This is a genomic window from Streptococcus sp. UBA4344, assembly GCF_002393675.1.
Taxonomy (GTDB): Bacteria; Bacillota; Bacilli; order Lactobacillales; family Streptococcaceae; genus Streptococcus; species Streptococcus vicugnae.
In genome coordinates, this window is sequence record NZ_DGTE01000032.1 from 58,271 (window position 1) to 85,241 (window position 26,971).

General features: G+C 36.2%; 24 protein-coding genes and 1 pseudogene. 4 read left to right on the forward strand and 21 right to left on the reverse strand.

What is annotated here, in order from left to right; genetic code table 11:
* Positions 1–141: 141 nt before the first annotated feature.
* The 3 genes from B4D49_RS06120 to B4D49_RS06130 are packed head-to-tail and all read right to left on the reverse strand — an operon-like array spanning position 142 to position 1,265.
* Positions 142–483 carry a DUF86 domain-containing protein gene (locus B4D49_RS06120; protein WP_286783543.1) on the reverse strand — a complete coding sequence of 114 codons (342 nt, stop codon included), beginning with the start codon at positions 481–483 and terminating at the stop codon, positions 142–144.
* Positions 484–487: 4 nt separating this feature from the next.
* Positions 488–838, reverse strand: a complete 351-nt coding sequence (locus B4D49_RS06125; protein ID WP_099390936.1) for a nucleotidyltransferase family protein — start codon at positions 836–838, stop codon at positions 488–490.
* 58 nt (positions 839–896) lie between these two features.
* Positions 897–1,265, reverse strand: a complete 369-nt coding sequence (locus B4D49_RS06130; protein ID WP_286783544.1) for a hypothetical protein — start codon at positions 1,263–1,265, stop codon at positions 897–899.
* Between the two features lie 1,005 nt (positions 1,266–2,270).
* Between B4D49_RS06130 and B4D49_RS06135 the strand changes: the two genes are divergently transcribed.
* Positions 2,271–2,630, forward strand: coding sequence for a helix-turn-helix domain-containing protein (locus B4D49_RS06135; protein ID WP_286783545.1), 360 nt, complete (start codon positions 2,271–2,273; stop codon positions 2,628–2,630).
* Positions 2,627–3,502: an ImmA/IrrE family metallo-endopeptidase gene (locus B4D49_RS06140; protein WP_286783546.1), complete on the forward strand. Its 876-nt coding sequence runs from the start codon at positions 2,627–2,629 to the stop codon at positions 3,500–3,502. Before B4D49_RS06135 ends, B4D49_RS06140 begins: the two co-directional genes overlap by 4 nt.
* Positions 3,503–3,603: 101 nt before the next feature.
* Here B4D49_RS06140 and B4D49_RS06145 read toward each other — a convergent pair whose 3' ends face one another.
* The 3 genes from B4D49_RS06145 to B4D49_RS06155 are packed head-to-tail and all read right to left on the reverse strand — an operon-like array spanning position 3,604 to position 4,646.
* Positions 3,604–3,999 (reverse strand): hypothetical protein, encoded by a 396-nt coding sequence (locus B4D49_RS06145; RefSeq protein WP_286783547.1) that lies wholly within the window; start codon positions 3,997–3,999, stop codon positions 3,604–3,606.
* A gap of 13 nt (positions 4,000–4,012) precedes the next feature.
* Positions 4,013–4,354 carry a type II toxin-antitoxin system PemK/MazF family toxin gene (locus B4D49_RS06150; RefSeq protein WP_074596746.1) on the reverse strand — a complete coding sequence of 114 codons (342 nt, stop codon included), beginning with the start codon at positions 4,352–4,354 and terminating at the stop codon, positions 4,013–4,015.
* Positions 4,347–4,646, reverse strand: a complete 300-nt coding sequence (locus B4D49_RS06155) for a type II toxin-antitoxin system RelB/DinJ family antitoxin (RefSeq protein WP_286783548.1) — start codon at positions 4,644–4,646, stop codon at positions 4,347–4,349. Before B4D49_RS06155 ends, B4D49_RS06150 begins: the two co-directional genes overlap by 8 nt.
* Before the next feature lie 782 nt (positions 4,647–5,428).
* Here B4D49_RS06155 and B4D49_RS06160 point away from each other — a divergent pair.
* Positions 5,429–5,995: pseudogene (locus B4D49_RS06160) on the forward strand (NAD(P)H-dependent oxidoreductase).
* A gap of 31 nt (positions 5,996–6,026) precedes the next feature.
* Here the strand turns inward: B4D49_RS06160 and B4D49_RS06165 are convergent.
* The 12 genes from B4D49_RS06165 to B4D49_RS06220 all read right to left on the reverse strand — a co-directional run bounded on the left by B4D49_RS06165 (position 6,027) and on the right by B4D49_RS06220 (position 20,891).
* Positions 6,027–7,061, reverse strand: a complete 1,035-nt coding sequence (locus B4D49_RS06165) for an aldose epimerase family protein (protein ID WP_286783549.1) — start codon at positions 7,059–7,061, stop codon at positions 6,027–6,029.
* Between the two features lie 524 nt (positions 7,062–7,585).
* Complete coding sequence (locus B4D49_RS06170) at positions 7,586–8,938, reverse strand: MATE family efflux transporter (protein WP_286783550.1); 1,353 nt, start codon at positions 8,936–8,938, stop codon at positions 7,586–7,588.
* Between the two features lie 64 nt (positions 8,939–9,002).
* Positions 9,003–10,442: an alpha-N-arabinofuranosidase gene (locus B4D49_RS06175; protein ID WP_286783551.1), complete on the reverse strand. Its 1,440-nt coding sequence runs from the start codon at positions 10,440–10,442 to the stop codon at positions 9,003–9,005.
* A 23-nt stretch (positions 10,443–10,465) separates the two neighbouring features.
* Positions 10,466–11,113, reverse strand: a complete 648-nt coding sequence (fsa, locus tag B4D49_RS06180; protein ID WP_021141518.1) for a fructose-6-phosphate aldolase — start codon at positions 11,111–11,113, stop codon at positions 10,466–10,468.
* Between the two features lie 20 nt (positions 11,114–11,133).
* The gene (locus B4D49_RS06185; RefSeq protein ID WP_074480423.1) at positions 11,134–12,642 is read right to left on the reverse strand and encodes an alpha-N-arabinofuranosidase; all 1,509 of its coding nucleotides are present in this window, start codon (positions 12,640–12,642) and stop codon (positions 11,134–11,136) included.
* Positions 12,643–12,687: 45 nt separating this feature from the next.
* Positions 12,688–13,881 carry an arabinan endo-1,5-alpha-L-arabinosidase gene (locus B4D49_RS06190; protein WP_286783552.1) on the reverse strand — a complete coding sequence of 398 codons (1,194 nt, stop codon included), beginning with the start codon at positions 13,879–13,881 and terminating at the stop codon, positions 12,688–12,690.
* A 12-nt stretch (positions 13,882–13,893) separates the two neighbouring features.
* Positions 13,894–16,296, reverse strand: coding sequence for a glycoside hydrolase family 43 protein (locus B4D49_RS06195; RefSeq protein WP_286783553.1), 2,403 nt, complete (start codon positions 16,294–16,296; stop codon positions 13,894–13,896).
* Positions 16,297–16,352: 56 nt separating this feature from the next.
* Complete coding sequence (locus B4D49_RS06200) at positions 16,353–17,315, reverse strand: glycoside hydrolase family 43 protein (protein ID WP_274656190.1); 963 nt, start codon at positions 17,313–17,315, stop codon at positions 16,353–16,355.
* An 83-nt stretch (positions 17,316–17,398) separates the two neighbouring features.
* Positions 17,399–17,812 (reverse strand): DUF4064 domain-containing protein, encoded by a 414-nt coding sequence (locus tag B4D49_RS06205; protein WP_074567023.1) that lies wholly within the window; start codon positions 17,810–17,812, stop codon positions 17,399–17,401.
* A gap of 8 nt (positions 17,813–17,820) precedes the next feature.
* Positions 17,821–18,663 carry a carbohydrate ABC transporter permease gene (locus B4D49_RS06210; protein WP_021141511.1) on the reverse strand — a complete coding sequence of 281 codons (843 nt, stop codon included), beginning with the start codon at positions 18,661–18,663 and terminating at the stop codon, positions 17,821–17,823.
* Between the two features lie 10 nt (positions 18,664–18,673).
* The gene (locus tag B4D49_RS06215) at positions 18,674–19,504 is read right to left on the reverse strand and encodes a carbohydrate ABC transporter permease (RefSeq protein ID WP_052068166.1); all 831 of its coding nucleotides are present in this window, start codon (positions 19,502–19,504) and stop codon (positions 18,674–18,676) included.
* Between the two features lie 139 nt (positions 19,505–19,643).
* On the reverse strand, positions 19,644–20,891 hold the full coding sequence (locus B4D49_RS06220; RefSeq protein WP_286783554.1) for an extracellular solute-binding protein: 1,248 nt from the start codon (positions 20,889–20,891) through the stop codon (positions 19,644–19,646).
* A gap of 353 nt (positions 20,892–21,244) precedes the next feature.
* On the opposite strand from B4D49_RS06220, the gene B4D49_RS06225 reads away from it, so the two are divergent.
* Positions 21,245–22,135 carry an ArsR/SmtB family transcription factor gene (locus B4D49_RS06225; RefSeq protein WP_286783555.1) on the forward strand — a complete coding sequence of 297 codons (891 nt, stop codon included), beginning with the start codon at positions 21,245–21,247 and terminating at the stop codon, positions 22,133–22,135.
* A gap of 39 nt (positions 22,136–22,174) precedes the next feature.
* Here the strand turns inward: B4D49_RS06225 and B4D49_RS06230 are convergent, their stop codons facing one another.
* The 3 genes from B4D49_RS06230 to B4D49_RS06240 all read right to left on the reverse strand — a co-directional run bounded on the left by B4D49_RS06230 (position 22,175) and on the right by B4D49_RS06240 (position 26,882).
* Positions 22,175–22,417, reverse strand: coding sequence for a DUF6171 family protein (locus B4D49_RS06230; protein WP_074603411.1), 243 nt, complete (start codon positions 22,415–22,417; stop codon positions 22,175–22,177).
* Entirely contained in the window at positions 22,414–24,366 is a 1,953-nt protein-coding gene (locus B4D49_RS06235) for a glycoside hydrolase family 127 protein (RefSeq protein WP_286783556.1), read from the reverse strand. The genes B4D49_RS06230 and B4D49_RS06235 overlap by 4 nt, the downstream gene beginning before the upstream one ends.
* Positions 24,367–24,518: 152 nt before the next feature.
* Positions 24,519–26,882 (reverse strand): phosphoketolase family protein, encoded by a 2,364-nt coding sequence (locus tag B4D49_RS06240; protein ID WP_286783557.1) that lies wholly within the window; start codon positions 26,880–26,882, stop codon positions 24,519–24,521.
* Positions 26,883–26,971: the final 89 nt, after the last annotated feature.

Genomic DNA, 26,971 nt, shown 5'->3' on the forward strand with positions numbered 1-26,971 from the left:
GTATCTCCACCATAAACAATCGCCCACGTTGCAAACGTTGCTAAACCAAATAAAAATATCACTTCAAATCACCTCTACTTAATTCTCCTTATTTTTTTGCAAAAGAAAAAGCCATGAATTTTCTTCATGACCTACATATAACTAATAATCTTTATCCAACTCTCGTTCAACATTCCTAATAATGATTTGTAAATTTTCAATCAAAACTGGAATATCTTTTAAAGCAATTTGAACAATCTCATATGAATCTGTTCCACCATAGTGATGATATGCTTTATCCCTAAATCTTTTTATCTCAGACCAAGGCAATAAATCAGCATATCTTTCTTGAAGCTCACTAGATAACTTACGAGAATCTAATTGCTCACCAATTTGCCCAATATGCATTGCTAACGAAGCAACAACCATTTCATCATATAAATCAATACCATAATGTTTTACTTTATCTAAAGTATTTTCAATTTCTTCTGCAAAGCTTAACATCTGCCTAAGATAAGAATAATCCAGTTCCAACTGCTCTCTTCTCATATAATAATACCTTATCCTTTTCAAAATTCTTATAAACTTCTTTACCAATATATGTAGAATTTGTTGAAAGTCCTTCCATAGTCATTAAATCAACTTCTACATCATCAAAAACAGCCTCTAATTCATCATAAAGTTTATAAAATGCAAAACCTAAAGCTCCTGAACCTTTTGAAACAATAACTAAATCAATATCACTATTCTCATCAGCTTCACCTCTTGCATATGAACCAAAAAGATAGACAGCAGATAGGTTATACTTCTCTGCTAATGGATTAATCTTTTCTTGTATCTGTTCTATTGTATAAACCATAACTACATACCTCTCTTTCTAGTACTATTATAACATACAACATTAGACTTTACTGTTTTCATACGTTCCTAAAGCCTTTCCCCTCACCAACTTTACCCGTTACAAAAACATGAGGATTGACACTATTTCCTTGAATATTATCTTCATCAACTGTAAGTGGATTAGCAGGTAATTCTTCTACTCTTTTAATCAATTGTTTTAATTCTGATTCATAGCTTCCTCTAATTCTTTCATACTGTTCTACTACATCATCAGGAATTAAACTTATAATAAACAAATCAAGATTCATTGGTTTATCAGCTAAACTATAAATACCACTATTATGCTCATAAAGTAACTCTAAAAAAGCATCTAATATTTTATGCTTAAGATAGTAATCAAGCTTATCAGTATCATATACTAACTTATTATTTACATCTTCTTTCAAATAAACATCACCTCACCTATTGCAAAATTCAAAACACAAACTAATATGCTTTAAGAAACCTACTAAGATTCTTAGTAGGCTTTTCAAAACAAAAAAGTGACTTATTGCTAAGCCACTTTAATATTTTAAGTACTTATTAAACCAACTTCAACTAATATGACAAACTTAACATTAACTGATACTACTTTTAAAATTGGAAAAAAGTACACTAAAAACAACTTTAACTTCAATACTGATTTTAAGTACAGTGAAAACACCTACTTAAAATCAAAGAAAACACAATGGTTAAAGCAATCATGGGCTCATATCTTCGCCAAATGCCATTTACTAAAGTAAACAGCAACACTACATTGCGTTTTCTTTTGGGATAAGTCACCAAGTTCCGTATTACTCAAAATACTCCCCTTGCTAGTGCTAAAAAGGCACTATTAAAACACCTTATCCCATAGCCCTTTCTTTTTTAAAAGAAAGAACATACCGTCCACCCTCGCGGGTCTCTTCATGCTTTTGACATGAAACAGTTCGTGGTTTTTGTACACATCAAGGAAACCAAAAGCAGTTCCAACCCATTTCTGAATCTTTCCTACCTTGAGCTTTCGCTCCGCCCAAACCTTAATACATTGTCAGACTTATCAATTTTCCACAAAACAATATGACATTATGTAGTAAACTAAACATCATACCGATTCGCAAAAGTCTTGACAAAATCAATTAAAATGCATACAATAAAGGTGTCGAATTTTTTATTGTACGTTGGATTTAACTGATTGTCAGTGAGAATCTGACGTATTTTTTATTCAATTAAGTTTTCTATACCTAAACATCTTTCGTTCACGAGATACTTTTTCATTTTACTTTTTTTTAAAAGCACCTTTATCTCTCTGAACAACAGAATTTAATAGAAAACCAATAACCTACTGGCTATAATCATAGTATATACCCAGCTGGATATTTTGTCAACCCCTTTTCTCAAACTTTTTTATATTTTTTTGAAAGGCTAAATTTATGTTCCCTGAACGCTTAAAAGCCCTGCGCAAAGAAGCAGGTTTAACACAAAAAGAAGTTGCAAAAAAATTGCAAATGTCACAACCACAATATGCAAGAACTGAAAACGGTGGTCGTAAACCTAATGGAGAGACACTAGAAAAATTTGCTGATTTCTTTAACGTATCAACCGACTATTTATTAGGAAAAACAGACATAAAAGAAAGAAACGAAAATAATTCTATAGAATCAACTGCTAATGTTCTTTTTAGGACTACAGTTAAAGATTTAAACTTAACACCTGAACAAGAAGAACAACTAAAAAAAGACCTTAATGAGTTTATTAAGAAACGTCGAAAGGCATTTGAAGATGATTTATGAAAATGGACTACCAAAAAATTTATCAACAAATTTCAAAAAAAGCACATACTGAAATTTACCATTTCATGAAAATGAATCAAATTTCAGCAAATGATTATATTTTTCAAACCTATTTTGACTTTATTGTAAAGAAGTATAAAATTAAAATACTAGAACACTACACATTAGATAGTTTAATATTGGGAATTACTATGATCGATGAGTATGGAATCTCTATATCTTATGATAAAAATTCTATTCCAACTCGTCAAAATTTCACTAAATGCCACGAAATCGGTCATCTTGTTTTAGAACATGAAGGAACTACATTTACAGAAATAAACAATAGCAATAAGAAAGATGAAATTGAAGCTGACTTCTTTTCATCTTTTGTCCTTATCCCTGACATTGTTTTATTCCATAAAATTGTTAATCAAAATAAAAGTTTTCCTACTATCTGTCAAGAACTTCAAATCTCACAAGAAGCTTTCAAATATAGATTAATTAATTTTTTACAATATCAAACGAAACTTCCACGTAATATTGCTGAAAAATACACTAAAGATTATCGATTCAAAAATAATAGTTCTAATCTCATTGCTATCTTTAACGACTACAAACCAACTATCATTAACAGTTATCAATCCGTAAAAATTGATTCATACTTGCAAGCAATAAACTTAATTCAAAAAAATGGTTTTATTACTCAATTAGACTGTACCCAATTAAACAATAAAGATATACAAGAAAAACTCTTGAAACAAAATAATATCAAAATTTGGTCTTACTATGATAAAGGTAAGACACTTTGGTATGCTTGGAATACAGATAAATTAACGGATATAGAAGCAAAACAAAAAGCAAAATTAATTCATACCTTAAAACTTCTTTGAATGTCCGTTTTATCAGACTTTTTAAAGAAAGTCCATTATAACAGCAATAAATATTAAAATTGAATCAACAAAAAAAGGCGACTAAAATTTTTAGTCGTCTTTTATTCATATGTTCCAACCTCTTTATAACCATTTTTCTTCAAAGCTTTCTTACAAGCTTCTGAATCTTTTTTATAATATGAGGCTTCATAAGAAGAACCATACAATGAATCTTCAGTTAATGTTAAAATGCCATCTTCATATGTATAAGGTACTACGTAATCCGAACCAGCATTAACTGTTATCTGTTTTTTATCTGTATCAACATTAGTAATTGAATATGTAACACCATCAACATCAATTGTACCACTAGCATTATCTGATATAGTAACCATTAATTCATTTCTATATTCATTAATCCAATAATATTCCCCACTTAAATCATCTTTTGATGAACACGCAACAAGCAAGAATACCGACATAACCGCTAACAACGTTGCTAACAACTTCTTTTTCATAAAAGCACCTCGCTTAATATATATCCCTATCTGATAGAAAAACTTTTAATCTATCAATATCACGTTCTGATAAGTGACCAATAATTTTTATTTTTACCTTATCACTATCAATCTCATAAAATCTTACAGTATCAATCCATGATGGCTTTCTAAGACCCGCCTTATACCAATCAATAATTTCAAAATATTTAGCTTTTATAACGTCTGACTTAAACTGATACTGACTTGTTATTCTAAAAGTTTTTACAACTTCATCTCCAACACTTACCACTAAAGCAGGACGAACTTTTGAACCTGTTCCATCAGCATACTCTATTCTAGCAACTACTATAGAATAGATATTTAAATCAGTCATTAAATACCTCCTCATATTCTGAAAAATCCTCATCACCGAAAAATTCTTGAACATCAACAGGATTATCAAAATCTACCTTTTTAGATGGTATTTTTTCTTCTATCATTTTGAGAAACTCCTCATCAGAAATAGCTGGCTTATCTAAAACGACATCAAAAGGCAAACTGCGTGTTCTCACACTTTGAATCAAAAACATTCTAACTGCTGTTGCCATATCAAGCCCTAAATCTTTATATATCTTTGAAGCTTCTTTTTTTAGTTTGTCATCTACACGTACTGTTACCATTGACATAACTAAAACCTCCGTACTCTATTTGTACTTATATTGTACTACTATTTTATACTTTTTTCAAATATAATATACAATAAATACACAATAAAATCTATTATTTTTTTAATAAATTGTATTCTATATTCACACTTAAAATACCAAAATTTGGTCAATTTTTGGTCAATAAAATCTAATTTAGTCTGATTTTTTATAACAAACAAAAAACGATAAGCTCCTTGATATGACAACATTTATAAGACTTTAGATATTTTCTTTAATTAACTTCAAATTTCTATAGGGAGGATTTTCCCACATCCCTGAAACCTTGCAACAGCAAGGTTTTTTCTTTTCTCAAATAAATTCTCACAATCAAAAAGCACGCCAAAAACAGCGTGCTTTTATAGTTATTGAAAAAAAAGAAAAGTTTTAAAGGATTAATACTATTGTATCATATTTCCTTCTCTCAACAACATTAGCTTTTAATATAAAGATTGTCACAGTGTAAATTCTGACCATGTCAGTCAAAACAACACAAAAAAGAGAACCAACAAAAAATGTATTATAGTATCACTCATCCAAAACAATCCTACCATCTTATACCATCAAAAAACGGCACTGTCCCCAGTGCCAATGGAGATGTAAACAATAATGTTTCGGATGAATTTATTTTATCATAATTTCTCCTAATCAAATCATACTTCACCAATAAATAACTTGTCAGACTGACAAAAACAGCTTTTATTCTCTTTTTTAATTACTTTATGCTAGAATGTAGGTGAAAAATTGTTCATGGAGGTTAAGCAATGGACACTCTCATTATTTACTCACATCCTTATGACAAAAGTTTCAACCATGCTATTTTAGAAAATGTCGAAGGGAATTTGATGCAAAAATAACAAAAGTTTACCCTTATTGACTTATACAAAGATTATTTTAACCCAGCCTACACGACCGAAGAATTGGCGTTATTCAAAGATGGGGGAACCACCGATCCCCTTGTCGTTCAATATCAAAAATTCCTCACCAATGCGAATCATGTCATTTTTATCTTTCCGATTTGGTGGAATGATACACCAGCAATGATAAAAGGTTTTATCGATAAAGTCATGAAAAAGAAATTCGCCTACGAAGTCGGAAAAACCGGAGTCGTTGGCCACCTGACACATATTGAAAAAGCTACTATTCTTACCACGTCTACATCACCAACTTGGTATCTAAAACTTTTCTGTGGTAACGCTATTAAGAAAGTCTTTATCAATGCTACCTTGAAACAACTTGGCATTAACCATATCACTTGGCAAAACATGGGAAATATCGATAAAAGCACAGCACAAGATCGCCAAGATTTTTTGAATAAGATTGACCTTTAACAAAAACAGCACCCCAAAAAGGGTGCTATTTTTAATCTCCGTTATGATACTCAAAAGCAATGACATAACTTTTTTCTTCATTAGCATGTAAGACAACATCCCCAAATCCCTTATGGTTAATAGCATCTGGTAAGAATTGGGCTTCGAGTGCTATCGCTTCAAATTCTTTTGCCATTTTTCCTTTATCACGCGCTGGGTAAATCCCATCAGGAATACCAACCATACTGTAGGCTACCCAGGCGTTACGGTCTGAATAAAGTCGAACAGCATCACCACTTTCTTCATCCTTTAATTCGCCGCAAGCTTTGTCAAGTGATGGAGCCACAAGAAAGGCATCATCAAAACCACCTGTCGCATTAATAGCATCTCCTAAGTTTTGACCATTTCTAAAATCGTAAGCTGTATCAGTCACATCAATAAGATTACCCGTTGGAATAAGGTTATCGTGTGTTTCCAAATAGTGGTTAGCTGCTAGTGTAAAGGTATGACGGCTCAAATCCTGTCTTTCACCAAGATTGAAGTAAACATGATTTGTTGGGTTAAAGAGAGTCGCTTGACCACCGTTTTTACCAGTGTAGATAATCGTAAAGCGATTGTTATTATCTAGGGTAAAGCGCACTTTAACAAGCATATCTCCCGGAAATCCATCAATGCTTTCTTTGGCATTATAAGCCATCTCTACACTTGCCTGATTACACTTAGTTTCAACGCTGGCTTTCCAAAGTTGCTTATGAAAACCTTGAGGGCCACCATGAAGCGTATTGCCATTTTCATTTTGTGGCAATCGAATATTTTCTCCATCAATGCTACATTTTCCAGCTCCAATACGACCTGCAACACGTCCAATGGATTGTCCCGCACACAAAGTATTTTTACCATACTCGGCTGGATTATCAAAACCAATGATAATATTTTTATGTCCACCTTTCCCATCTGGAACCAAAAATTCTTGCCAAGTTGCCCCCAAGGTTAGTAAACCAACTTGGACATCATTATCATTGATAATCGTGTATTTTTCAATATCTTTCCCATCAATATTAGCAACAACTTCTTGTACTACTTTCATTTTTCTCCCTCTTTCTTAGGTCTTGTCTTTATTTTACTCTTTGAAAAATAAAATGTAAACGTTTACCTGGTTATTTTACTGAGGTTTTACTAAAACCCCTTTACTAAAAAAGAGAGAACCCTTATCAGTCCTCCCTTGTTATTAATGTTTAGAACCGTTAATCATTTCATACCGTTAATAGCAATTGATAATTCTTGTCTAAAGGAGATTATGTTAGACAATATTGCAATTCTAAGTTTTTAGGTATAAGGTATATGTCATTTTGTTATTAAACTACTAGGTGAGTCTCAATTGCCATTAACCAATAGAAAAGATACTTTTTCTAAACACAATGCAGATTAATACAATGGGTGTTAAAAGGAGTTCTAAGTTTTTGCGTTAAAAATTAAAGAAAACATAATGTCTACACCCATCAAAAAACATTTTTAATAACTGTTTTGATAAACCACTCCTTTCAAAATTATTCCTTTATCATCTAAAATTTATTAGTAAGATACCCCAAAATATCTCAACCCACCCACGCTTTAACAACTAGTCTTATTTTTATCTACAACATCAATTAAACGTTTTTTGTAAATAATAGCTGAAGGTATTAAAATAACAACACTGCCACACCAAGCTGCTGGATTGGCACAAACCACACCAGCATAACCGACAGTTGCGAGTCCAACAATTGAAACCACAACACGCATGATTAATTCCATACCCCCTGCAAGTGTCGGTGCAAAACTGCGTCCTAATCCTTGAATGAAACTTCGTACGATAAAAAGAATAGCCAAAATCCAGTAACACAAACCGTTAATCATATAAGCAATTTTTGCTAAATGATAGACATTTTCAGAAGGATGATTGATAAAAAGTCCGGAGAAGAAACGGTCAAATGTCACCAGAAGTAGGGCGAAGGCGATTGCCCAAATAACAACAATGTACAGCGTGTGGCGAAGTCCTTCTATTAGGCGTTTAAATTTGTGGGCTCCGTAGTTTTGCGCTGTAAAGGTTGACATGGCTTGCGCGAGATTCATCATTGGAAGCATAGCTAATTGGTCTGTTTTTGCAGTAATGCTTTGAGCAGCAATTGCAACTGTTCCCAAATTATTTAAAACAATTTGGAGTGTTAGCGAACCAAGGGCAATAATACTGTTTTGAAATGCCATTGGAAATCCTAACCTCGCATGAAGTTTCAAATCAGCAGAGTTCAATCTGTAGTCGCTTCTTTTCAGATGGAAGTACGGAACTTTTCTTTTAATGTAAATAAGTAAAAAAATTACTGAAAAAAGTTGTGCTTCTACTGTTGCAACCCCTGCACCAAAAACTCCCATATGCAAAGCTAAAATATAGAGAAAATCAAGACCAATATTCATCAGACAAGCTAAGACTAGGGCAATCAGAGGCGTCGTTGAATTCCCGACTGCTCGTAATACATTTGATAGATAGTTAAATAGTACTGTAAATACTGCACCACCAAAGATAGATATTAGAAAGCGCTCACAATATTTTATTAGGCTATCTGGCGTTTGCATCAATTCCAGTAACTGTCTTAAAAAGAGTAATGAAAAGATACTCAAAATCAAACTAACGACTATCGTATAAAACAAGCCGTGAACGTAACTACGTTTCAGACCGACATAATCTTTAGCGCCAAAGCGCTGGGCGACAATGATGGAAAAACCACCTGTCAGCCCTTGAGCAAATCCGATAATTAAGAAAGTCAAGCTTCCTGTCGCTCCAATACTTGCAAATGCTGTTTGACCTAGTGTGTGGCCAACAATCATAGCATCAGCAAAGTTATAAGCCAGTTGAAAAAAGCTCCCTACAATTAATGGAATCGTAAATAGAATAATAACCTTAATCGGTTTTCCTTGCGTTAAATCCTGCATGTAACACCTCTTAAAAGGACAAAGCTACTTAGATAACTCTCCTTTCGTGCTACCATATCGCTCCTTATTCTGGAATACGAATAGTTGCTACAGACATTGGTGGGATTGTGATTGATAATTGACCATCAACCAATTTTGCACCATCAAAGTCTTTGATAGTAATGTTTTCTGGATGTTCAAAATTATTGTGTTCATCCATTTTATCAGCTGTAATGTAACGTGCTTCTGCGATAGTATCACCAAATTCACCAGCCACATCAAGTGTTTGTGTATCAGTCAATGAATAGTTGCAAAGTGAAATTGAAATCATGCCATCTTTCTTAGAAACGGTGTAAGAAAGTGTGTCAGATTCATCACCATATGATGCCACTACATCAGCATCTTGGTGAACTTTGTACAAATCAAAGACATGATAACTTGGTGTTTTCACCATTTTATCGCCTTCAGTCAAAATCATTGCTTGCAAGACGTTAACAGTTTGCGCAATATTTGCCATATGAACACGGTCAGCGTGTTTGTGGAAGATATTCAATGTCAAAGCAGCAACCATGGCATCACGAATTGTATTTTGTTGGTAAAGGAATCCTGGGTTTGTACCTGGTTCGACAGCAAGCCATGAACCCCATTCATCAACAATCAAACCAACACGTTTTTCAGGGTCGTATTTATCCATGATAGTGCTGTGTTTTGTGATGAGTTCATCCATTTTCTTAGCACTTTTAAGAAGTGACCACCATTGTGATTCTTCAAAACCAAGTGCTGGTCCTTTGTCTTCCCAAGCACCAGTAAGTGCATAGTGGTGCAAACTAATACCGTCCATAAATGGTGCAGCAATTGACATGACACGGTCCATCCAGTTGTAGTCATCAATATTTGGACCACAAGCAATTTTATAAATTTTGTCTTTACCATATTGGCGGACAAATGTTTGATAGCGACGGTAAACATCTGCGTAGTAATCTGGACGCATGTTACCACCACAGCCCCAGCTTTCATTACCAACACCGAAGAATTTTACTTTCCATGGGTCATCATGACCATTTTCACGACGAAGGTTTGCCATTGGAGATTCGCCGTCCATAGTCATGTACTCAATCCATTCTTGCATTTCTTGGACTGTACCACTACCGACGTTACCATTGATGTAAGCTTCACAGCCGAGTTGGCGAAGCAATTCAAAATATTCGTGTGTACCGAAGTGGTTATTTTCAGTTACACCACCCCAGTTAGTGTTAACGATTTTTTTACGGTTTTCTTTTGGACCAATACCATCTTTCCAGTGATATTCATCCGCAAAGCAACCACCAGGCCAACGAAGAACTGGGATTTTAATATTTTTTAGAGCTTCGACGACATCCGTACGCATACCGTTGACATTTGGAATTGATGAATCTTCACCGACATAAATCCCTTCATAAATACAACGTCCTAGGTGTTCAGCAAAATGCCCATAAATGTATTTTGAAATTTTAGGTCCTTTTTCTTTTGTTAAGGTAATTTTCATTTTTTCTCCTTATCACACTAAGTTTATTTACCTTGGAATGCTTTCCAATCTGCCATGAATTGTTTCAAGCCATTGTCAGTTAGTGGGTGTTGTGCCATTTTGTCAAACAATGGTGCTGGGATAGTCGCAATGTGTGCACCGCATTTTGCAACACCTTCAACTTGAGCTCGATTACGAATACTTGCTGCGATGATTTCCGTATCAAAATCATAAAAATCAATAATGTCTCGCAAATCTGAAATCAATTCATAAGCATCTGTTCCAATATCTTCAAGACGTCCAACAAATGGGCTAATAAATGTCGCACCAGCTTTGATTGCCATGAGCCCTTGAGACACTGTAAAAATCAGCGTCACGTTTGTTTTAATATGTTCTTTAGAAAGGACATTAACAGCTTTCAAACCTTCCATAGTCATTGGGATTTTGACAACAATGTTATCAGCCCATTTCGCAATGTCATGTGCTTGAGCAATCATTTCTTCGGCTGTTGTGCCAGTGACTTCTGCTGAAACAGGACCATCGACAATCTGACAAATTTCTTTGATGACTGTTTCGAAATCACGTCCCTCACGTGAAATGATTGTCGGATTTGTTGTCACACCATCCACAATACCTAATTCATTTACAGCTTTGATTGCTGCCACATCTGCTGTGTCTAAAAAGAATTTCACTTTTTTCTCCTTACCTTTTCTTATTTCACTGCAACTCGAATCATATTCCAAGATAAACCATCAAGAGTAACCTTAAGTTGGTCACCGTTAACAGCGTATTTATCAGAAGCAACTGGTTTAATGTCATCAGAAGTTAGGCTGTTGACTGCTTTAATATCGTGACCTGACATGTGAGTAAATTCAAGCACGTCTCCAAAAGCGAGCCCTAAACTATCCACAGACAAATCCATTTCTTCACGTGAACGGTTGACTGCAAAAATTGTCAATTCTGTTTCATCTTCATTCAAAACTGAAATAGTTTCAAGATATGGTACTTTGTCATAGTTTTCAGTCTTGTAACCATCACATGAAACAAGCGGTGTCATAACAGTACCTTTACCATGTTGTGCAGCTTGCATAAATGGATAGAAAATTGTTTGACGCCATGCTGGGCTTTCATTGTCATTTTCTTCAGTGAAGATTGGAGCAATAACATTAACAAGTTGTGCTAGGCAAGCAATCTTGATACGATCAGCGTGCTTCAACAATGTGATTAAAAGTGTTCCAAGTACCAAAACATCTTCAAAATTATAATGATCTTCTAGTTGTGGTGGTGCGATTAACCAAGGTTTGATTTGTTTATCATTTTCGTTTGAGTGGTACCAGATATTCCATTCATCAAATGAAAGATTCATCTGTTTCTTGCTGTGTTTTTTAGCCTTAACCGCATCACAGATAGCAACCACACCTTTGATAAAGTCATCCATATCAAGTGATGAGGCAAGATATTCTTCAAGGTTGTTAGCTGGATTGCCATAATATTGATGAAGTGAAAGGTAATCAACGTAATCATAAGTATGGTCTAGAACAGTCAATTCCCAATCACCAAAAGTTGGCATATGGCTGGTAGAGCTACCACAAGCAACAAGTTCGATAGAATCATCAACCAATTTCATTGCTTTAGCTGTTTCTGCTGCTGCACGACCATATTCTTCAGCTGTTTTGTGACCAATTTGCCATGGACCATCCATTTCATTTCCGATGCACCATGTTTTGAAACCAAACGGTTCTTTTTGACCGTTCTCGATACGTTTGTCACTCCAATAAGTTCCACCTTCAAAGTTACAATATTCAACTAAATGGCGGGCTTCGTCGATGCCTCTAGTTCCCATATTGACTGCCATATTGACCTCAACACCGACTTCTTTTGCCCATTTTGCAAATTCGTGAATACCGACTTGGTTGGTTTCAATTGCACGCCACGCTAAATCTGTTCGAACAGGACGTTTGTCTTTGGGACCTACACCATCTTCCCAGTTATAACCTGATAAGAAATTTCCACCAGGATAACGCACCAAAGTCACACCAAGTTCTTTAACTAACTCTTTAACGTCGTTACGGAAGCCATCTTCGTCACTAGAGATGTGATCAGGTTGGTAGATTCCTCCATAAACAGCTCTTCCCATGTGTTCAATAAATGAACCAAAGAGCCTTTTATCAACTTTTGAAATTGTCATATCTTTGACAACTCGTAAAGAAGCTTTCTGCATAATTTTCTCTTTTCTAAGACACCTAATAAATTAGGTCCCAAAACTTTAAATCTTTCTTGCTATAATGCCATAACCTTCAGTTGTCATCCCCGAAAGGACTTGTTCAGTATTTCCATCAACCATTTCTAACCAAGTTTTTACGAGATTTCCTTGCCACTTGAACTCATTGTCATCTGTTTTTTGATAGTCATTCTTTTTAATCGTTTCAGTAGTACTTTCTTGTAAATGACTGTATTTATCAAAACGGATGACCTTCCAATCACCAGCAAGTTCCAAACTTTTCTGTTCACAATCTTCTTCATACAAACAAGGCGACACCACTGGCCAGCCATTTGATAACCAGGTTAATTTTCTAACATTTAGGAAAAATTCATCCGAAAATGCTTTTCGTCTAGCATGGTGCACCATGAATAATTGATTATCTGAACGTTTAAAAATCGAATTGTGCCCCGGAGCAAGTACCACCTTTTCACCAGAAAACTGATAACTGCCTAGCACTTTCATACCAATTTCATCAGGATGATGTGTAAAATCATCCATCGCATAACCTTTGCAATCAATATAAGGACCGTCGATGTGACGTGAACGCGCAACTCGAATATTATAAGTATCATTCAAAGAATCATAAGAACAAAATAGATAATAATAATCCGTATCTGGATTGTAATAAATAAATCCACCTTCAATGGCTGTATCGACACTTTGCGGACGCATGGCTACGCGTCTGCCAAAACCTGTTTCACTAGGTTTACCTGTTTTTTTATCCAAAGGCAAAATGTACAAGCCACCAAAGAATGACCCATACAACAACCACTGACTGCCTTCTTTGTCTGTCACAACATTTGCATCAATAGCATTATGATGACAAAGTTCAGAACTTGTCTTAACAACCAAACCTTGGTCTTTAAATGGACCAATGGGTGTTTTTGCAGTGGCTAAGCCAATATAAGATTTCGTACTGCCAAATGTTGACGTTGAATAATACATGCGATATTCATCGCCATAATGAATAATCTCAGGTGCCCAAAGGCCAAGAGCGTTACTCCACTCTTTAGCCTCTTTTGGAACACCAGGTAGGGCTTGCCCGATGAATGCCCAATCAACTAAATCTCGTGACATTCGTATAGGCACTCCTGAAGTTTCAGGTTGTCTAGTATCTGTCGAATACAGAAAATACCGCCCATCATGCTCTATAATCGTCGGATCATGAACACCAAAGGTTAATTGATTCTCTTGCATCTCAATTCCTTTTTATCGTCTTTTCTTTTCATAAAAAATTCCTAGAACACCAGCTGCTACAACACCACAAACTGCTGATAACAAGCTTGGTTTTACAGAATTTTCTTTTCTCATCTCTTTAGTTTTATTAGTAGATGCTGCAACTACTGAACTCTTTTGGATTTTCTTAACTGTTTTAACTTTAGGAGAGTTGGTTTGATTTTGTTTTTCATGAGGAGTTGTCACATTATCAGAAACACTCATTTTTCGTGCAGCATGAGGAGTTGCTGCTAAAGTATTTGTTTTTGATAAAAGTGTTTGATTAATAATTTGTTTAAATCCAAAAGTTGTATCAGCTTGTGCTTTTGCTACTACTATTTTTTGATTAGCTCGAGTCGTTTTTGTCGCCGATTTTTGAGTGACCTTGTAAGGTTTAACACCCCAAATCACTTCGTTATTATTGCCGACTAGGGCAAAAACAAGGCAAGGATTATGACTAGCACTTTCATCTTTTTGAACATCAAAGACACCTTTGTAAGTGACATTTTTTGTCTTGATGGTAATGTAGTAATTATTTCCTTTTTTAGTTTTTGTCCAAGTACCTGTCAAAGCTCCAGTCACGGTACCATTCGCATTTAATTGTAGACGTGATTTTGGTAACGGTTGACCCGAAGTATCACGACCATGATTAACAAATTCATAATCACCTACGAATTGACTTTCGCTTGCTTTTGTTAATGTCAAGTCTGATTTACGGTATTCAAACGGCAAAGCAACTGGCCAATTATCTTCTGTCATGCGCATTGGGTGCACACGAACTTCGTGGTATTCAGTTCCTTGATTAAATCTAGTATGGTTAACCAAATACCAATTACCATCTTTATCAATGAATGCTGAATTGTGTCCTGGTGACATATAAGCTGACTGCAGACTATCTAAGTTATAGTTCCCCATAACCTTGATACCGTAGGCATCATTAACAGGATCAGCAGTCCAACTTGTGTAAGTTGGGTGTTTGCCTTTAGCATCAACATAAAGTCCATCCACGCGTTTTGAACGGAATAAACGCATGTTGTAGCCACCTTCACGACCAAGACCACCATAAGTGATAAACATGTAGTAATAGTCAGTGTTCTTATCATAAATGATATAAGGTGCTTCACCTGATTGGTGATAGCCACCAATTAAATGAGTACCAAAGTATTTATCAATATGACGTCCATCAGCTGTCTTACCATCTTTTCCTGGATAAATAGCTTTACCAGTTGTTTTATCCAATTCTAGAAGGTAAATACCGCCTGACCAAGAGCCGTAACTCATATAAAGCTTGCCAGATTTATCATAAAAGACATTTGGGTCAATAGCATTTGGTGCGTAGTCATTATTGTAAGTATGACCATTATCACGGTTCCAGATTTCTGAAAATCCTGGTTCAATAACGCCAGCGGCCATCAATTCATCAATGTTAGTACCTTTGTAATTAGTATTACGAGTGCTGCCGTCTGTCGAATCTTCTCTTGTAAAACCAGAATAAATCAAACTGTCAACGTAATCATATGGTCCTTCAACTGTTTTTGAAACAGCGTAGCTAATGACTGAACGTCGCCAAGTTGATGACGTACAGAAATAATACATGTAAGCACCAGTTGAACCATCAGCCCATTTATAATCTGGATTCCAGACCACATCAGGCGCCCAAATTGCATAATGTCCGCCAGCACAATCCGCATCATCATATCCAGCCCATTCAAACGGCTTAGCAAGATTTTTATTTAAATCACCAAGAACACTTGATGGATTTTCATACTCATGATTGAAAAGCGGTGTCCAGTTTTGTAAATCTTTTGATTTTGCTTGCCCCAAATGAGAACCAAAGATGTAATAAGTTCCTGTTTTTTCGTCGTAAAAAATAGAAGGGTCGTGAACAGAAACACGTTTAAAATCTTTATCTTTGGCAGTTGCTGTGACAGTCACCTTGCTATCTGTTAAATCAACAGCAGGTGCTTGATTATCAGCAAGTGTCTTTGTTTCAAGAGTCGTGCTTTCGTTATCCGCTGCTTGAGTAGGATTAACGTCAGAAGGAGTTTCAACTGACTCAACAGTTTTGTCTTGAGTTGTAGAAACTACTGTTTCTGACTGTGATTCAAGCTCTGTATCTACTTGATTTGCTACTTGTGTGTCAGTAGATACTTGTGACTCATTGTCAGAAGTCTGTGAATTAGCATCAACTTCTGTAGGATTTGTTTGATTCTCTTCAGGCAATGACTGCGATTGGCTGAGCAAAATCGGTGGCTCAGAAACTGCATTAGTTTCTTCTGCTTGGACAGTCACACCGCCTGATAACAAAGCAATGGACACTCCCAGTAGTACACTGCTTGCACCAAGATGACTTTTGCGAATTGAAAAGCGTTGGCGAACATTTCCATTTGTCTGCATGATTTTTCCTCCAAATACCCTTTTTAATATCCTAAAACCATGTCTTTTATCAACTATTACATTACTTGACCAGGCTCACCAAATACTGGAAATCCTTTATCATCCCAAGAAAAGATTTGAGCATTGGCGTGTCGGTTTGGATTATCAAGCGGATCACCTGCTTTATTTTTTTCAGGACGCGCATGGAAAATGAGAACATCTTTCGTATCATCTTCACTACGTGTGAATGAATTATGACCTGGACCATAAAGGTGATGGCGTTCAGATGAAACAAATACTGGTCTTTCTGATTTGTGCCAAGAATAACCATCTAGCAAATCATCATCAACATTTGCCCAAAGTAGCCCCATCGCATAATTTTCATCCGTTGCGCTGGCTGAATAAGTCACAAAAACTTTACCGTTTCGGATTAAAACTGCTGGTCCTTCATTAACCAAGAATCCTATTTTCTCCCAATCATACTCAGGAATGGTCAATAATTTTTGCGGACCTGTTAGTGTCCATGGATTTTCCATTTTTGAAATATAAAGGTTTGAATTGCCTGGAATGCGTGGATCAAGTTGTGCCCAAATGTAATACAAGTCATCTCCCAATTCAAAAGCTGTCGCATCAATGCTAAAGCTTTCGTACTGTGTTTTCACTTGTCCTTTTTCCACCCACTCACCCTCCATAGGGTTAGCGCTTTCATTTTCAAGTACAAACATACGATGATGATGAAATTGACTACGTTCAACCGCATCATCACTCGCTGCAAAGTAAATGTACCATTTACCTCGTAGATAATGAATTTCTGGCGCCCAGACCAATTCACTTAGTGGTCCAGATTCGTGCGCATGCCAAATCGTTTTAACCTCAGCTGACTCCCCCAAGCCATTTAAGGTTTTTGCACGACGCAACTCAATCGTTTGATAACCAGGAACAGAACCTGTAAAGTAATAATAACCATCTGTGTGTTTATACACCCAAGGGTCAGCACGCTCCAGTACAATTGGATTGTGATAATCCTCAACATTATTCATATTTATCGTCTCCAAACTTTTTCTTAAAAAACATAATCTCATCTATCATAAATCGAAAAACTTCTACTTTTACTTCTCTCTCATCAAAGTTCTACACCATTTTTAACTTTGTAATATGCCTTTGTACGTGCAGCATAAACAATCAAAGCTGACAAATAGAAGAACACTCCAATCAAATCAAACGAAGCAAATTGAACAATAATACATACGATAATCCAAGCAATGATTTTTTTATTGAGAATCTCATCATCAATAAAGCGTGTCACGAGAAATGTGATAATCCCCATTACTAAGATTACTAAGCCGAAAATCATAATAAATTTTGTCAAACTATCTAACAAGCTAACTGAAGCATAGCTAACTTGTTTATGATGTTCGAAACTAGACATGCCTTCTTTTTGAAACCAATCAGAATATCCAAAAATCGTCAACAAAGCGGTAATAACATTCCAAATTGATCCAAGTATAAGTAGAATTTTTTCTGATTTACGTTTCATGAATTATACTAACCTTTCACACCTGCGTTTAAGTTCATTGATTGTACGAAGTATTTTTGTGCAAACAAGAACAACAAAACTGTTGGGATAATTGCAAGTAATGCAGAACCCATCAATTGACCAATCAAACGGTAGTTACCGTAAATATCTTGAAGTAGCAACAAACCTGCTGTGATTGGCATTTTTTCAACATCATTGTAAACAATTACTGGCCACAAGAAATCATTCCAAGAACCTGTAAATGAGAACAAAGCACATACAATCAAGACCGGTTTAATAAGCGGTACAATGATTCGAGAGTAAATAACAAACTCACTAGCACCATCAACCCTTGCTGATTCGTCAAATGACTCTGGAATACCTTTCATGAATTGTCGTGCCAAGAAGATATTACCAACACCAGCCAAACCTGGGATAATCATTGCCATTGGTGAGTTTACCCAACCAAGAGTTTCAATGATTTTGTATGATGGAATCAAGTTAACGACACTTGGGAACATTGAAATACCAAGTACTGTGAAGAAAATTTGGTCACGGTATTTGAATTTCAATCGTGAGTAACCGTATGCTGTAACTGAAACTACAATAACAACTAGAATTGTGTGGCTTGTAGCGATAAACAAAGAGTTCCACAACCATCTAACGATTGGTGCTGTAGAGGTATTATTTAAGATTTCAACATAGTTGTCCATAATCCAGTTAACTGGCAACAATCTAAATCCGACAGATACAACTTCTGTTTGTGAACGAAATGATGTTATAAAGCCAAACAATAATGGAACAATCCAAATAATACTTAAAGCTATTAAGAAGATGTATGATAGCCATTTTGAAATTTCTATTTTTTTCATCTTTACCTCCTCAGTCCGCATTCTTATTCATGACATAGTATTGTGCGGCAGAGACAATCAAGATGACAACACCAAGGATAACCGCCATGGCAGAAGCCATACCTGCGATAGATTCCCCTTGTCCAAATGCAAGTGATCTGATGTACATCATTAGTACGTGAGTTCCTTGTTCTGGACCACCTTTAGTCATCATCAATGGTTGAGCGAATACGTTGAACGCTCCAGCTGTTGACATTACAAATGTGTAAATCAATGGGAAACGAATAGCTGGAAGTGTGATATTGAAGAATTTTTGAACAGGAGTTGCACCATCAATATCAGCAGATTCGTATAAGTCTTGAGAGACACCAGCAATCGCTGCGCGGTAGATAATCAAGTTACCACCAATTCCTCCCCAAAGAGAAACAAAGATAATCAAAAGCCAAGCATAAGGTTGTTTAGCTCCCCATGAAACATCCAAACCAAACAAGTTATTAACAATACCTAGTTTTGAGTGGAAAAGTAAAGACCAAATCAAAGCTGCGGCTGAGATTGAAATCAATCCTGGCACATACAAAATAGCTTGGAAAAGATTTTTAAATTTAACTTTCTTATGTTCTAGTGCTACTGCAACGAGCAACGGAATGATAATCATCAACGGTACGATTAACACCACATAAACCAGTGTATTTTTCATACCATTAAAGAATTGAAAATGGAAAGTTGATTTTGCATTAAACAAAATAGTTTTATAGTTAGCTAACCCAACCCATTCAGGCTGACCAACTAAGTTCCACTTTGTAAATGACACGTAAATACCGTAAACAGTTGGAATAACAATAAAAGTTAAAAATAGCAACATGTGTGGCCCAATGAAAAACAGAGGTTTTAAATTCAGTTTTTTCTTCGTTTTCAACTTTCTCCCTCCTTCTAAAGATGAGGTGGTATTCCAGCCACCTCATCCTTTCTTTTTATTTGATAAAACACCTAAAATCAATTAACTATTCTTGAGGATTTTTTTCGTTTTCAGCGATTTTATCTTCAGCAAATTTTTGAATAGCTTTTAGACCTTTATCGATATCTTTCTTACCGTAAATAATATCCATTGCGTAAGTGTTAACTGCTTCATCTACATATGAGTAGTATTTGTAGTCATAAATGTGAAGTGAGTTAATTTCTTCTGGAGATGAAGTGAAGAATGATTGTTTGTAGTTCTTGAAGTCATCACTTTCAACAACATCTTTACTTGCTACGATTTGACCAGCTTTGGCCCATTCGATAGAGTTTTTACGAACGTATTCCAAGAATTTACCGATACCTTTTTCTTTACCTTTTGTACGTTCAGAACTCTTCAACAAAGCAAACATATGAGAAGAAGCACGGTTAGTGAATTTATCAGGAGAGAATGAGTAAACGTTTGTTACACCATAGTTCAAGCCTTTAACAGCATCGTGAGCTGTTGAAGTCCAAGTACCATCAGTTGAGAAGAGAACGTTTCCTGATTGGAACATCAAGTAACCATCTTCACCATTTGGAGTCATTAGACCTGCACTAGCCAAGTTTTTAAGTGATTCAAATGTTTTACGCATTTCAGGTGTATCCAAGTTTGGTTTACCATCTTTTTCAATAGTACCGCCTTGGTTAGCAATTTCACCTAAGATAACCCATGAAATCAATGAGTTGTTCAAAACGTAGTCACCTTTTTTCATTTTACCTGCAAGTGACATCATTTCATCGAAAGTTACAACATTATCATCTAGGAAGTTTTCACAACCATATTTTTTAAGAAGATCTCTGTTGTAGTACATTGCATTAGCATGGATATCAAGTGGAACTGTGTATTGTTTACCATCGAATTGTCCAGCATTCCAAGCTTGTGGAAGGTAGTTTTCTGATTTAATATTCTTTTGTTGTTTCAAGATACCAGTCATTGGTTTTAACATGCCTGAATCAGCAAAAGCTGGAACACGGTCAGCGTGAATCAATGTCAAATCAGGAATACCTTTTTTAGAGTTCATCGCAGTGTAGATTTTTGTGTACATATCAGAAGTTACCACTGCTTTAACTGGATATTCTGGTTTAGTCTTGTTATATTCTTTAACAATGTTGTTCATGTAGGCACCGTCGTCACCTGTCAACGGGTTCCAAAATGTAATTTCTTTTGGATTAGTTTTTTGTCCACATCCAACTAAGAGTGTTGCTGCAAGTGTTGTTGCTGCAACCATTGCAATCTTTTTAAAAACTTTCATTTTTTTACCTCAATCAAATTCCCTTTTTAATTTACGTTTTTGTTTATCCCAATATAAATTCCCCTTCTGAAATAAACAAAACATTTAATTTTAAGATTGACATTTTTATTAACTTTCTTGTTCCATCTGCACCTCTCTCTTTTGCGTTAAAAGCGCTTTCATGTTTCGTATGATTTTATTATAGCACTTTAAGGTAACATTTCAAGTATTTTTTCTAGTTTTTTTGATATATTTTTATTCTTTTTTCTCTAAAATTAAGTTAATCATAAAGTTTATTTTTAGTTAATTCATAATATTACCGTTTACAAACATTAATAAATGTATTAATATTAATTCAAAAGGAGGTTCTTAATATGCAACTTGAAATCAATTCTGAAGCTCTGCCTGTTTACGAAGCACTCGCAAGTAAGGTAAGATTACAAATCATTCAACTGCTTTCTAAAAAGCGGATGCACATCAAAGAAATCGCCGATGAATTACATTTGAGTAGTGCTATTATCACACAGCACATAAAAAAATTAGAAGAAGCTCAAATTGTAAAAACTGAACGTATCGGCCACCAAAAAGTGGTTAGTCTTGGAATTGACCGCATCGAAATTAATTTTCCTAAGAAAATTTTTAATGCGTATTCAACTATTGAGACATCTATCCCTGTCGGTCACTACACAGACTACTCTGTTGAACCGACTTGTGGTTTAGCTAGCAAAGATGACTTTATCGGTCCTGTAGATGAGCCTCGTTACTTCATGGTTCCTGAACGTATGAAAGCCCAAATCGTTTGGTTTACTCAAGGTTTCTTGGAGTATCAGGCACCGAACTTGCTTAAAAAAGATGACACCTTGAAGATGATGGAAATTTCTTTTGAAATCGCATCTGAGTTTCCATTTACCAACAACAACTGGCCATCTGATATCACATTTTCACTAAACGACCAAGAATTAGGTTCATGGACAAGCCCAGGTGACTTCGGAGATATCCGAGGAAAATACACTCCAAAATGGTATCCTGATCATCTAAATCAATACGGTCTTCTAAAAACAATTCGTATCACCGAGCACGGAACTAACATCGACGGCGACTTCCTATCACCACTTAAAATTTCTGACTTGGATGCTTCTGCTGATACTTGGAAATTCCGTTTTGAAGTTAAGGGTGATGCCAAAAATATCGGTGGCTGTACACTATTTGGCGAAAACTTTGGTAATTACAAGCAAGACATTAAAGTTAAACTCTTTTATAGCTAATAAAGACATAAAAGGGACGGCTAAAAGCCATCCTTTTTCTTACCATTTTCCTTCTGGGCATGTTTTAACAGCTAAGGCTGTTCTGAATTTATAGTAGCAGCCACATTTTCCGCAGGTGTGACCTACGCGTTGTGGACAAATCTGACAGATTTCCTGACGACGTTGCCACTCAGTATCATCAACCAAATTAAACTCTAAAGCCAATTGTTGCTCAATTGACTCTTCGATTTCTTGGTCTGACAAGGTCACTTTTGCAGCGCAGCCAAAGCATGGTGCGGTCATGGTACATTTCTCCTTATTTCTGGAAACCAAACTTGCATATCTGTCTCACCTTGATTGCCCCAAAAATAATAAGGCATCATGACCAAATCAGATAAACGTGAGGTTTCTTCATAATCAAACTGATAAAGTGTCTTCTCTTGCCAAGCATCAACTTTTTGGCAAGGAAGCGCCAAGCTAGTACATACTCCAAAATCTTTTGTCTCTTTTACAGCATGAGCTTGATTAACCAATTTAGAATCTAAGCGACAGTACTTCAAATTTGGATTGTCAACAGCTTGCGCACAATAAATAAATGGTCCTTTTTGAATAGCTACTTTGCCAATATCAGCTCGTACTTCTGGATTACTATGCACAGCTAAGACAGGCTGACCAAAATGCAAAACAATATGAGCACCGTCTTCTAGATAAACTTTTATGCGACGACCTTCACGTTGTAAAACTTTAGCATTCTCACAAGTCACAACAAGGTCTTTTGCCCAATAAGGCTCTTGCAAATACAAAGTCTTCTGTACCCCAGAGTAAGTAATTTCAAGTTTGTTTTCAAATGGAAAATCAGTTTTTTGTTTCAAAACAAAATCCTTACCCTTCAACTGACTTGCGATGTAAAGATTAATAAACAGTTCATTGCCACTTTCTAGATAAATATAGCGCCCAATCGAGCCGATGGTGCGAGCAAAATTTGGCGGACAACAAGCACAACCTAACCAATCAGGACGTTGTGTCTTAACGTGACCTTTACCAGGATTATGGTGACAAGAAACAACATCAACTTCTAAAGGATTAACATAAAAGAAATGCTTTCCATCGGCAGAAGCCCCTGACAAAATGCCGTTATAAAGCACGCGCTCCATGACATCGATATACTCTGCTTTTGGTGAAATTTGAAATAGCTCGTAAGCAAAATAAAGCAAAGCGATTGAAGCACATGTTTCACAGTACATGGTATCATTTGGCAAATCATAAGGACCAACAAAAGCTTCGCCGTGGACTGTCGAGCCAACCCCACCAGTTACATACATTTTACGATGCACAATATCATCCCAAATATCTAGACAAGCTTGATAAAGCTCAGCATCAAAATCACGCGCCACAATCTTTGCCATACCAGTTGCCATATAAAGCATACGCACCGCATGCCCAACAGCGTGTTTTTGGTGTTTTGGCTGCGTGTAAGCCTGCAAATACTCCAAATCAATCATTGGATTATCATCTGATAAACCATCAGCCAAATTTGCAGCTACTTCTTCCCGATAAAAATCTGGATTTTTTCCACGAACATCAATAAAGAATTGTGCCAAACGCAAATAAGACTCATCCTTGGTATAATCATATAATTTTACAAGCGCTAATTCAATTTCCTGATGTCCATCGGCACCTTGAATCTGATTGTCACCATAACCAAAATGCTCAGCGATATTGCTAACAAAGCGTTTAGCGACCTGCAATAACTTATCTTTCCCTGTCGCCTTATCGTAAGCAATTGCAGCTTCAATCAAATGCCCAGCGCAGTACAATTCATGACTAAAATAAAGCTGACGGTATTTCAATTTAGGAAATTTCAATTGGAAGTAAGTATCCAGGTACCCATCGTCTTCCTGAGCCTGATCAATAATAGCAATCACTTCATCAGCTTTTGCTTCAAGTTTCGCATCTGACTGGCTTTGTAAAATAACACCAACTGACTCTATCCATTTGTAAACATCGCTATCTTGGAAAAACCACCCAAAATGCTCTCCCGCAGAAAGTCCTGCAGCAATTTTAAAATTCTCAATCGCATGACTTTTTCCTGCTGGCAAACTATCATCCTTGCGCTCTGCTTGGACATCTACTGCAATCTCATCTTTTAGAACTTGCAATTGATAAGGAATCGTTTTTTCCTTGATTAAACGTAAATAATCTTGCCAAAAAGGCGAGGTAATTGTAACATCTTTTAAATCGAATTCTTTCATAACCTATTCACCTGCATTAAAACTTCCAACTACCGAAAAAAGAGACCGCCAAACACATATCACACATGATTGACGACCTCCCTTCTCGTGTTAGAATAGTTAGATTTATAAGTATTAGTTTTTAAATATTAAAATGAAATCATTAGCAACAATTAATTAATATTTTCCCATTGCCAATTTTGAACTTCAGGAATATCATCACCATTTTCACGGATGTAAGCAGTGTGATAAGCCACTTTGTCATCCATTTCTTTAGCAAATTCAACCGCTTTGTCACCAAGAACAGCTTGGGCAGCATCTTTTGCGATATGGAATCGGTCCATTTCTGAAAGAACACGCATATCAAATGGTGTTGTGATATCACCATTTTCACGGTAACCATGAACGTAAACGTTGTGGTTAGCACGATTGAAGAACAAATCGCGAATCATGTTTTCATAGCCGTGGAAACCAAAGATGACTGGTTTATCTGTTGTGAAGAGTTTGTTAAATTCTTCATCAGAAAGACCACGAGGGTCAACTTTTGGTGAACGAAGTTTAAGAATATCCACAACATTAATAAAGCGAATCTTGATATCTGGGAAAGCTTTGTGAAGAATTGAAATACCAGCTAGAACTTCCAAGTTTGGTTCTGTACCAGCCGCAGCAAAGACAACATCAGGTTCTTGACCGTGGTCATTTGAAGCCCAGTCGATTACTTTATAACCTTCACGCACCAATTCTTCTGCTTCTTCAACAGAATAGAATTGAGGACGCGGGTGTTTAGATGTGACAAGGACATTGATTTTATCTTCATCAGCAAGAGCTTTTTCCATGACTGCAAAGAGTGTGTTTGAGTCAGCTGGCAAGTATTCACGAATGAATTCTGGTGTTTTTTCTGCCAAGTGAGTCAAGAGCCCTGGGTCTTGGTGAGTGTAACCATTGTGGTCTTGTTGGAAAACAGTTGATGTTGCAATCAAGTTAAGTGATGGGTAGTTTTTACGCCAATCAGTGTGTGTTTTTGATTTACGCAACCATTTGAAGTGTTGGGTAATCATTGAATCAACAACACGAAGGAATGATTCATAAGATGCAAAGAAGCCGTGACGTCCAGTCAAGACATAACCTTCCAAGAAACCTTCTGCTTGGTGTTCTGACAATTGTGAATCAATAACACGACCAACTGGTGAAATCCATTCATCATATGAGTCATCACGACGACCAAGCCATTGACGATTAGTCACTTTGAAGACATTGTTCAAACGGTTTGATTTTGTTTCATCAGGACCAAAGATACGGAAGTTGTCTGGATTTACTTGCATCAAGTCAGCAACATAATTACCAAACTCAATCATATCTTGTTTCATGACGCTACCAGGTTTTGTAGTATCAATAGCGTGTTTGCGCCAATCAGCAAGGTCAAGTTTTTTAACAACACCGGCATTAGTGATTGGGTTCATTGACATACGGCGGTCATCTTTTGGTGAAATCGTGCGGATTTCTTCTTTGATGTAACCTTTTTCGTCAAAGAGTTCTTCTGGACGATATGAATTCAACCAACTTGTCAAATGGTCAATATATTCCATGTGACCTGCTTCAACTGGAATTGGAACTTGGTGAGCACGGAAACCACCTTCAATTGGTTCACCATTCCATTCTTTTGGACCAGTCCAACCTTTTGGAATACGAACAATAAGCACTGGCCAAACTGGTTGTGCAGCTTCTTCTGCTGGATGTTTACGAGCTTCAGCTTGGATAGCTTTGATTTCTTCGATAACAGCATCAAGCGTTTCTGCCATTTGACTGTGAATAACTTCAGGGTCTTTACCTTCTACAAAGTAAGGTTTCCAACCAAATCCTTCAAACAAGTGAGTCAATTCTTCATCTGTTTTACGAGCAAGAATTGTTGGATTGTGAATTTTACCACCATTTAGGTAAAGGATTGGAAGAACAGCACCATCATTAACTGGGTTGATGAATGTATTTGAGAACCAACCAGCATTAAGCGGACCAGTTTCAGCTTCACCATCACCGATAACAGTTGCGGCAATCACATCAGGATTATCAAGGATAGCACCTGTGGCATGTGAAAGAGCATAACCAAGTTCACCACCTTCGTGGATAGATCCTGGTGTTTCTGGCGCAGCGTGTGATGCAATGCCGCCAGGGAATGAGAAGATTTTACAAAGTTTTTTAAGACCTGCTTCATCTTGTGTAATTTGTGGATAACGTTCAGTGTATGAACCGTCAATGTATGAGTTAGAAACCATAACTTGTCCACCGTGACCAGGTCCTTCAATGTAAAACATGTTAAGGTCGTATTTATTGATAACACGGTTCAAGTGAGCATAAATAAAGTTTTGCCCAGCAATTGTTCCCCAGTGACCAATTGGGTGAACTTTAACATCTTCTTTAGTCACTTCACGACGCATCAATGGATTATCTTTCAAATACATTTGCGCTACTGAAATGTAGTTAGCTGCTCGCCACCAAGCATCAACTTTTGATAGGTATTCTTTTGAATTAAAGTCTGTCATAACCATCGCTTTCTTTTCTAAAAAATTTTTTAAAAATAATGGGAGAAAGACTGATTGCACACAGTCAATCTCTCATCGATACAAACAAA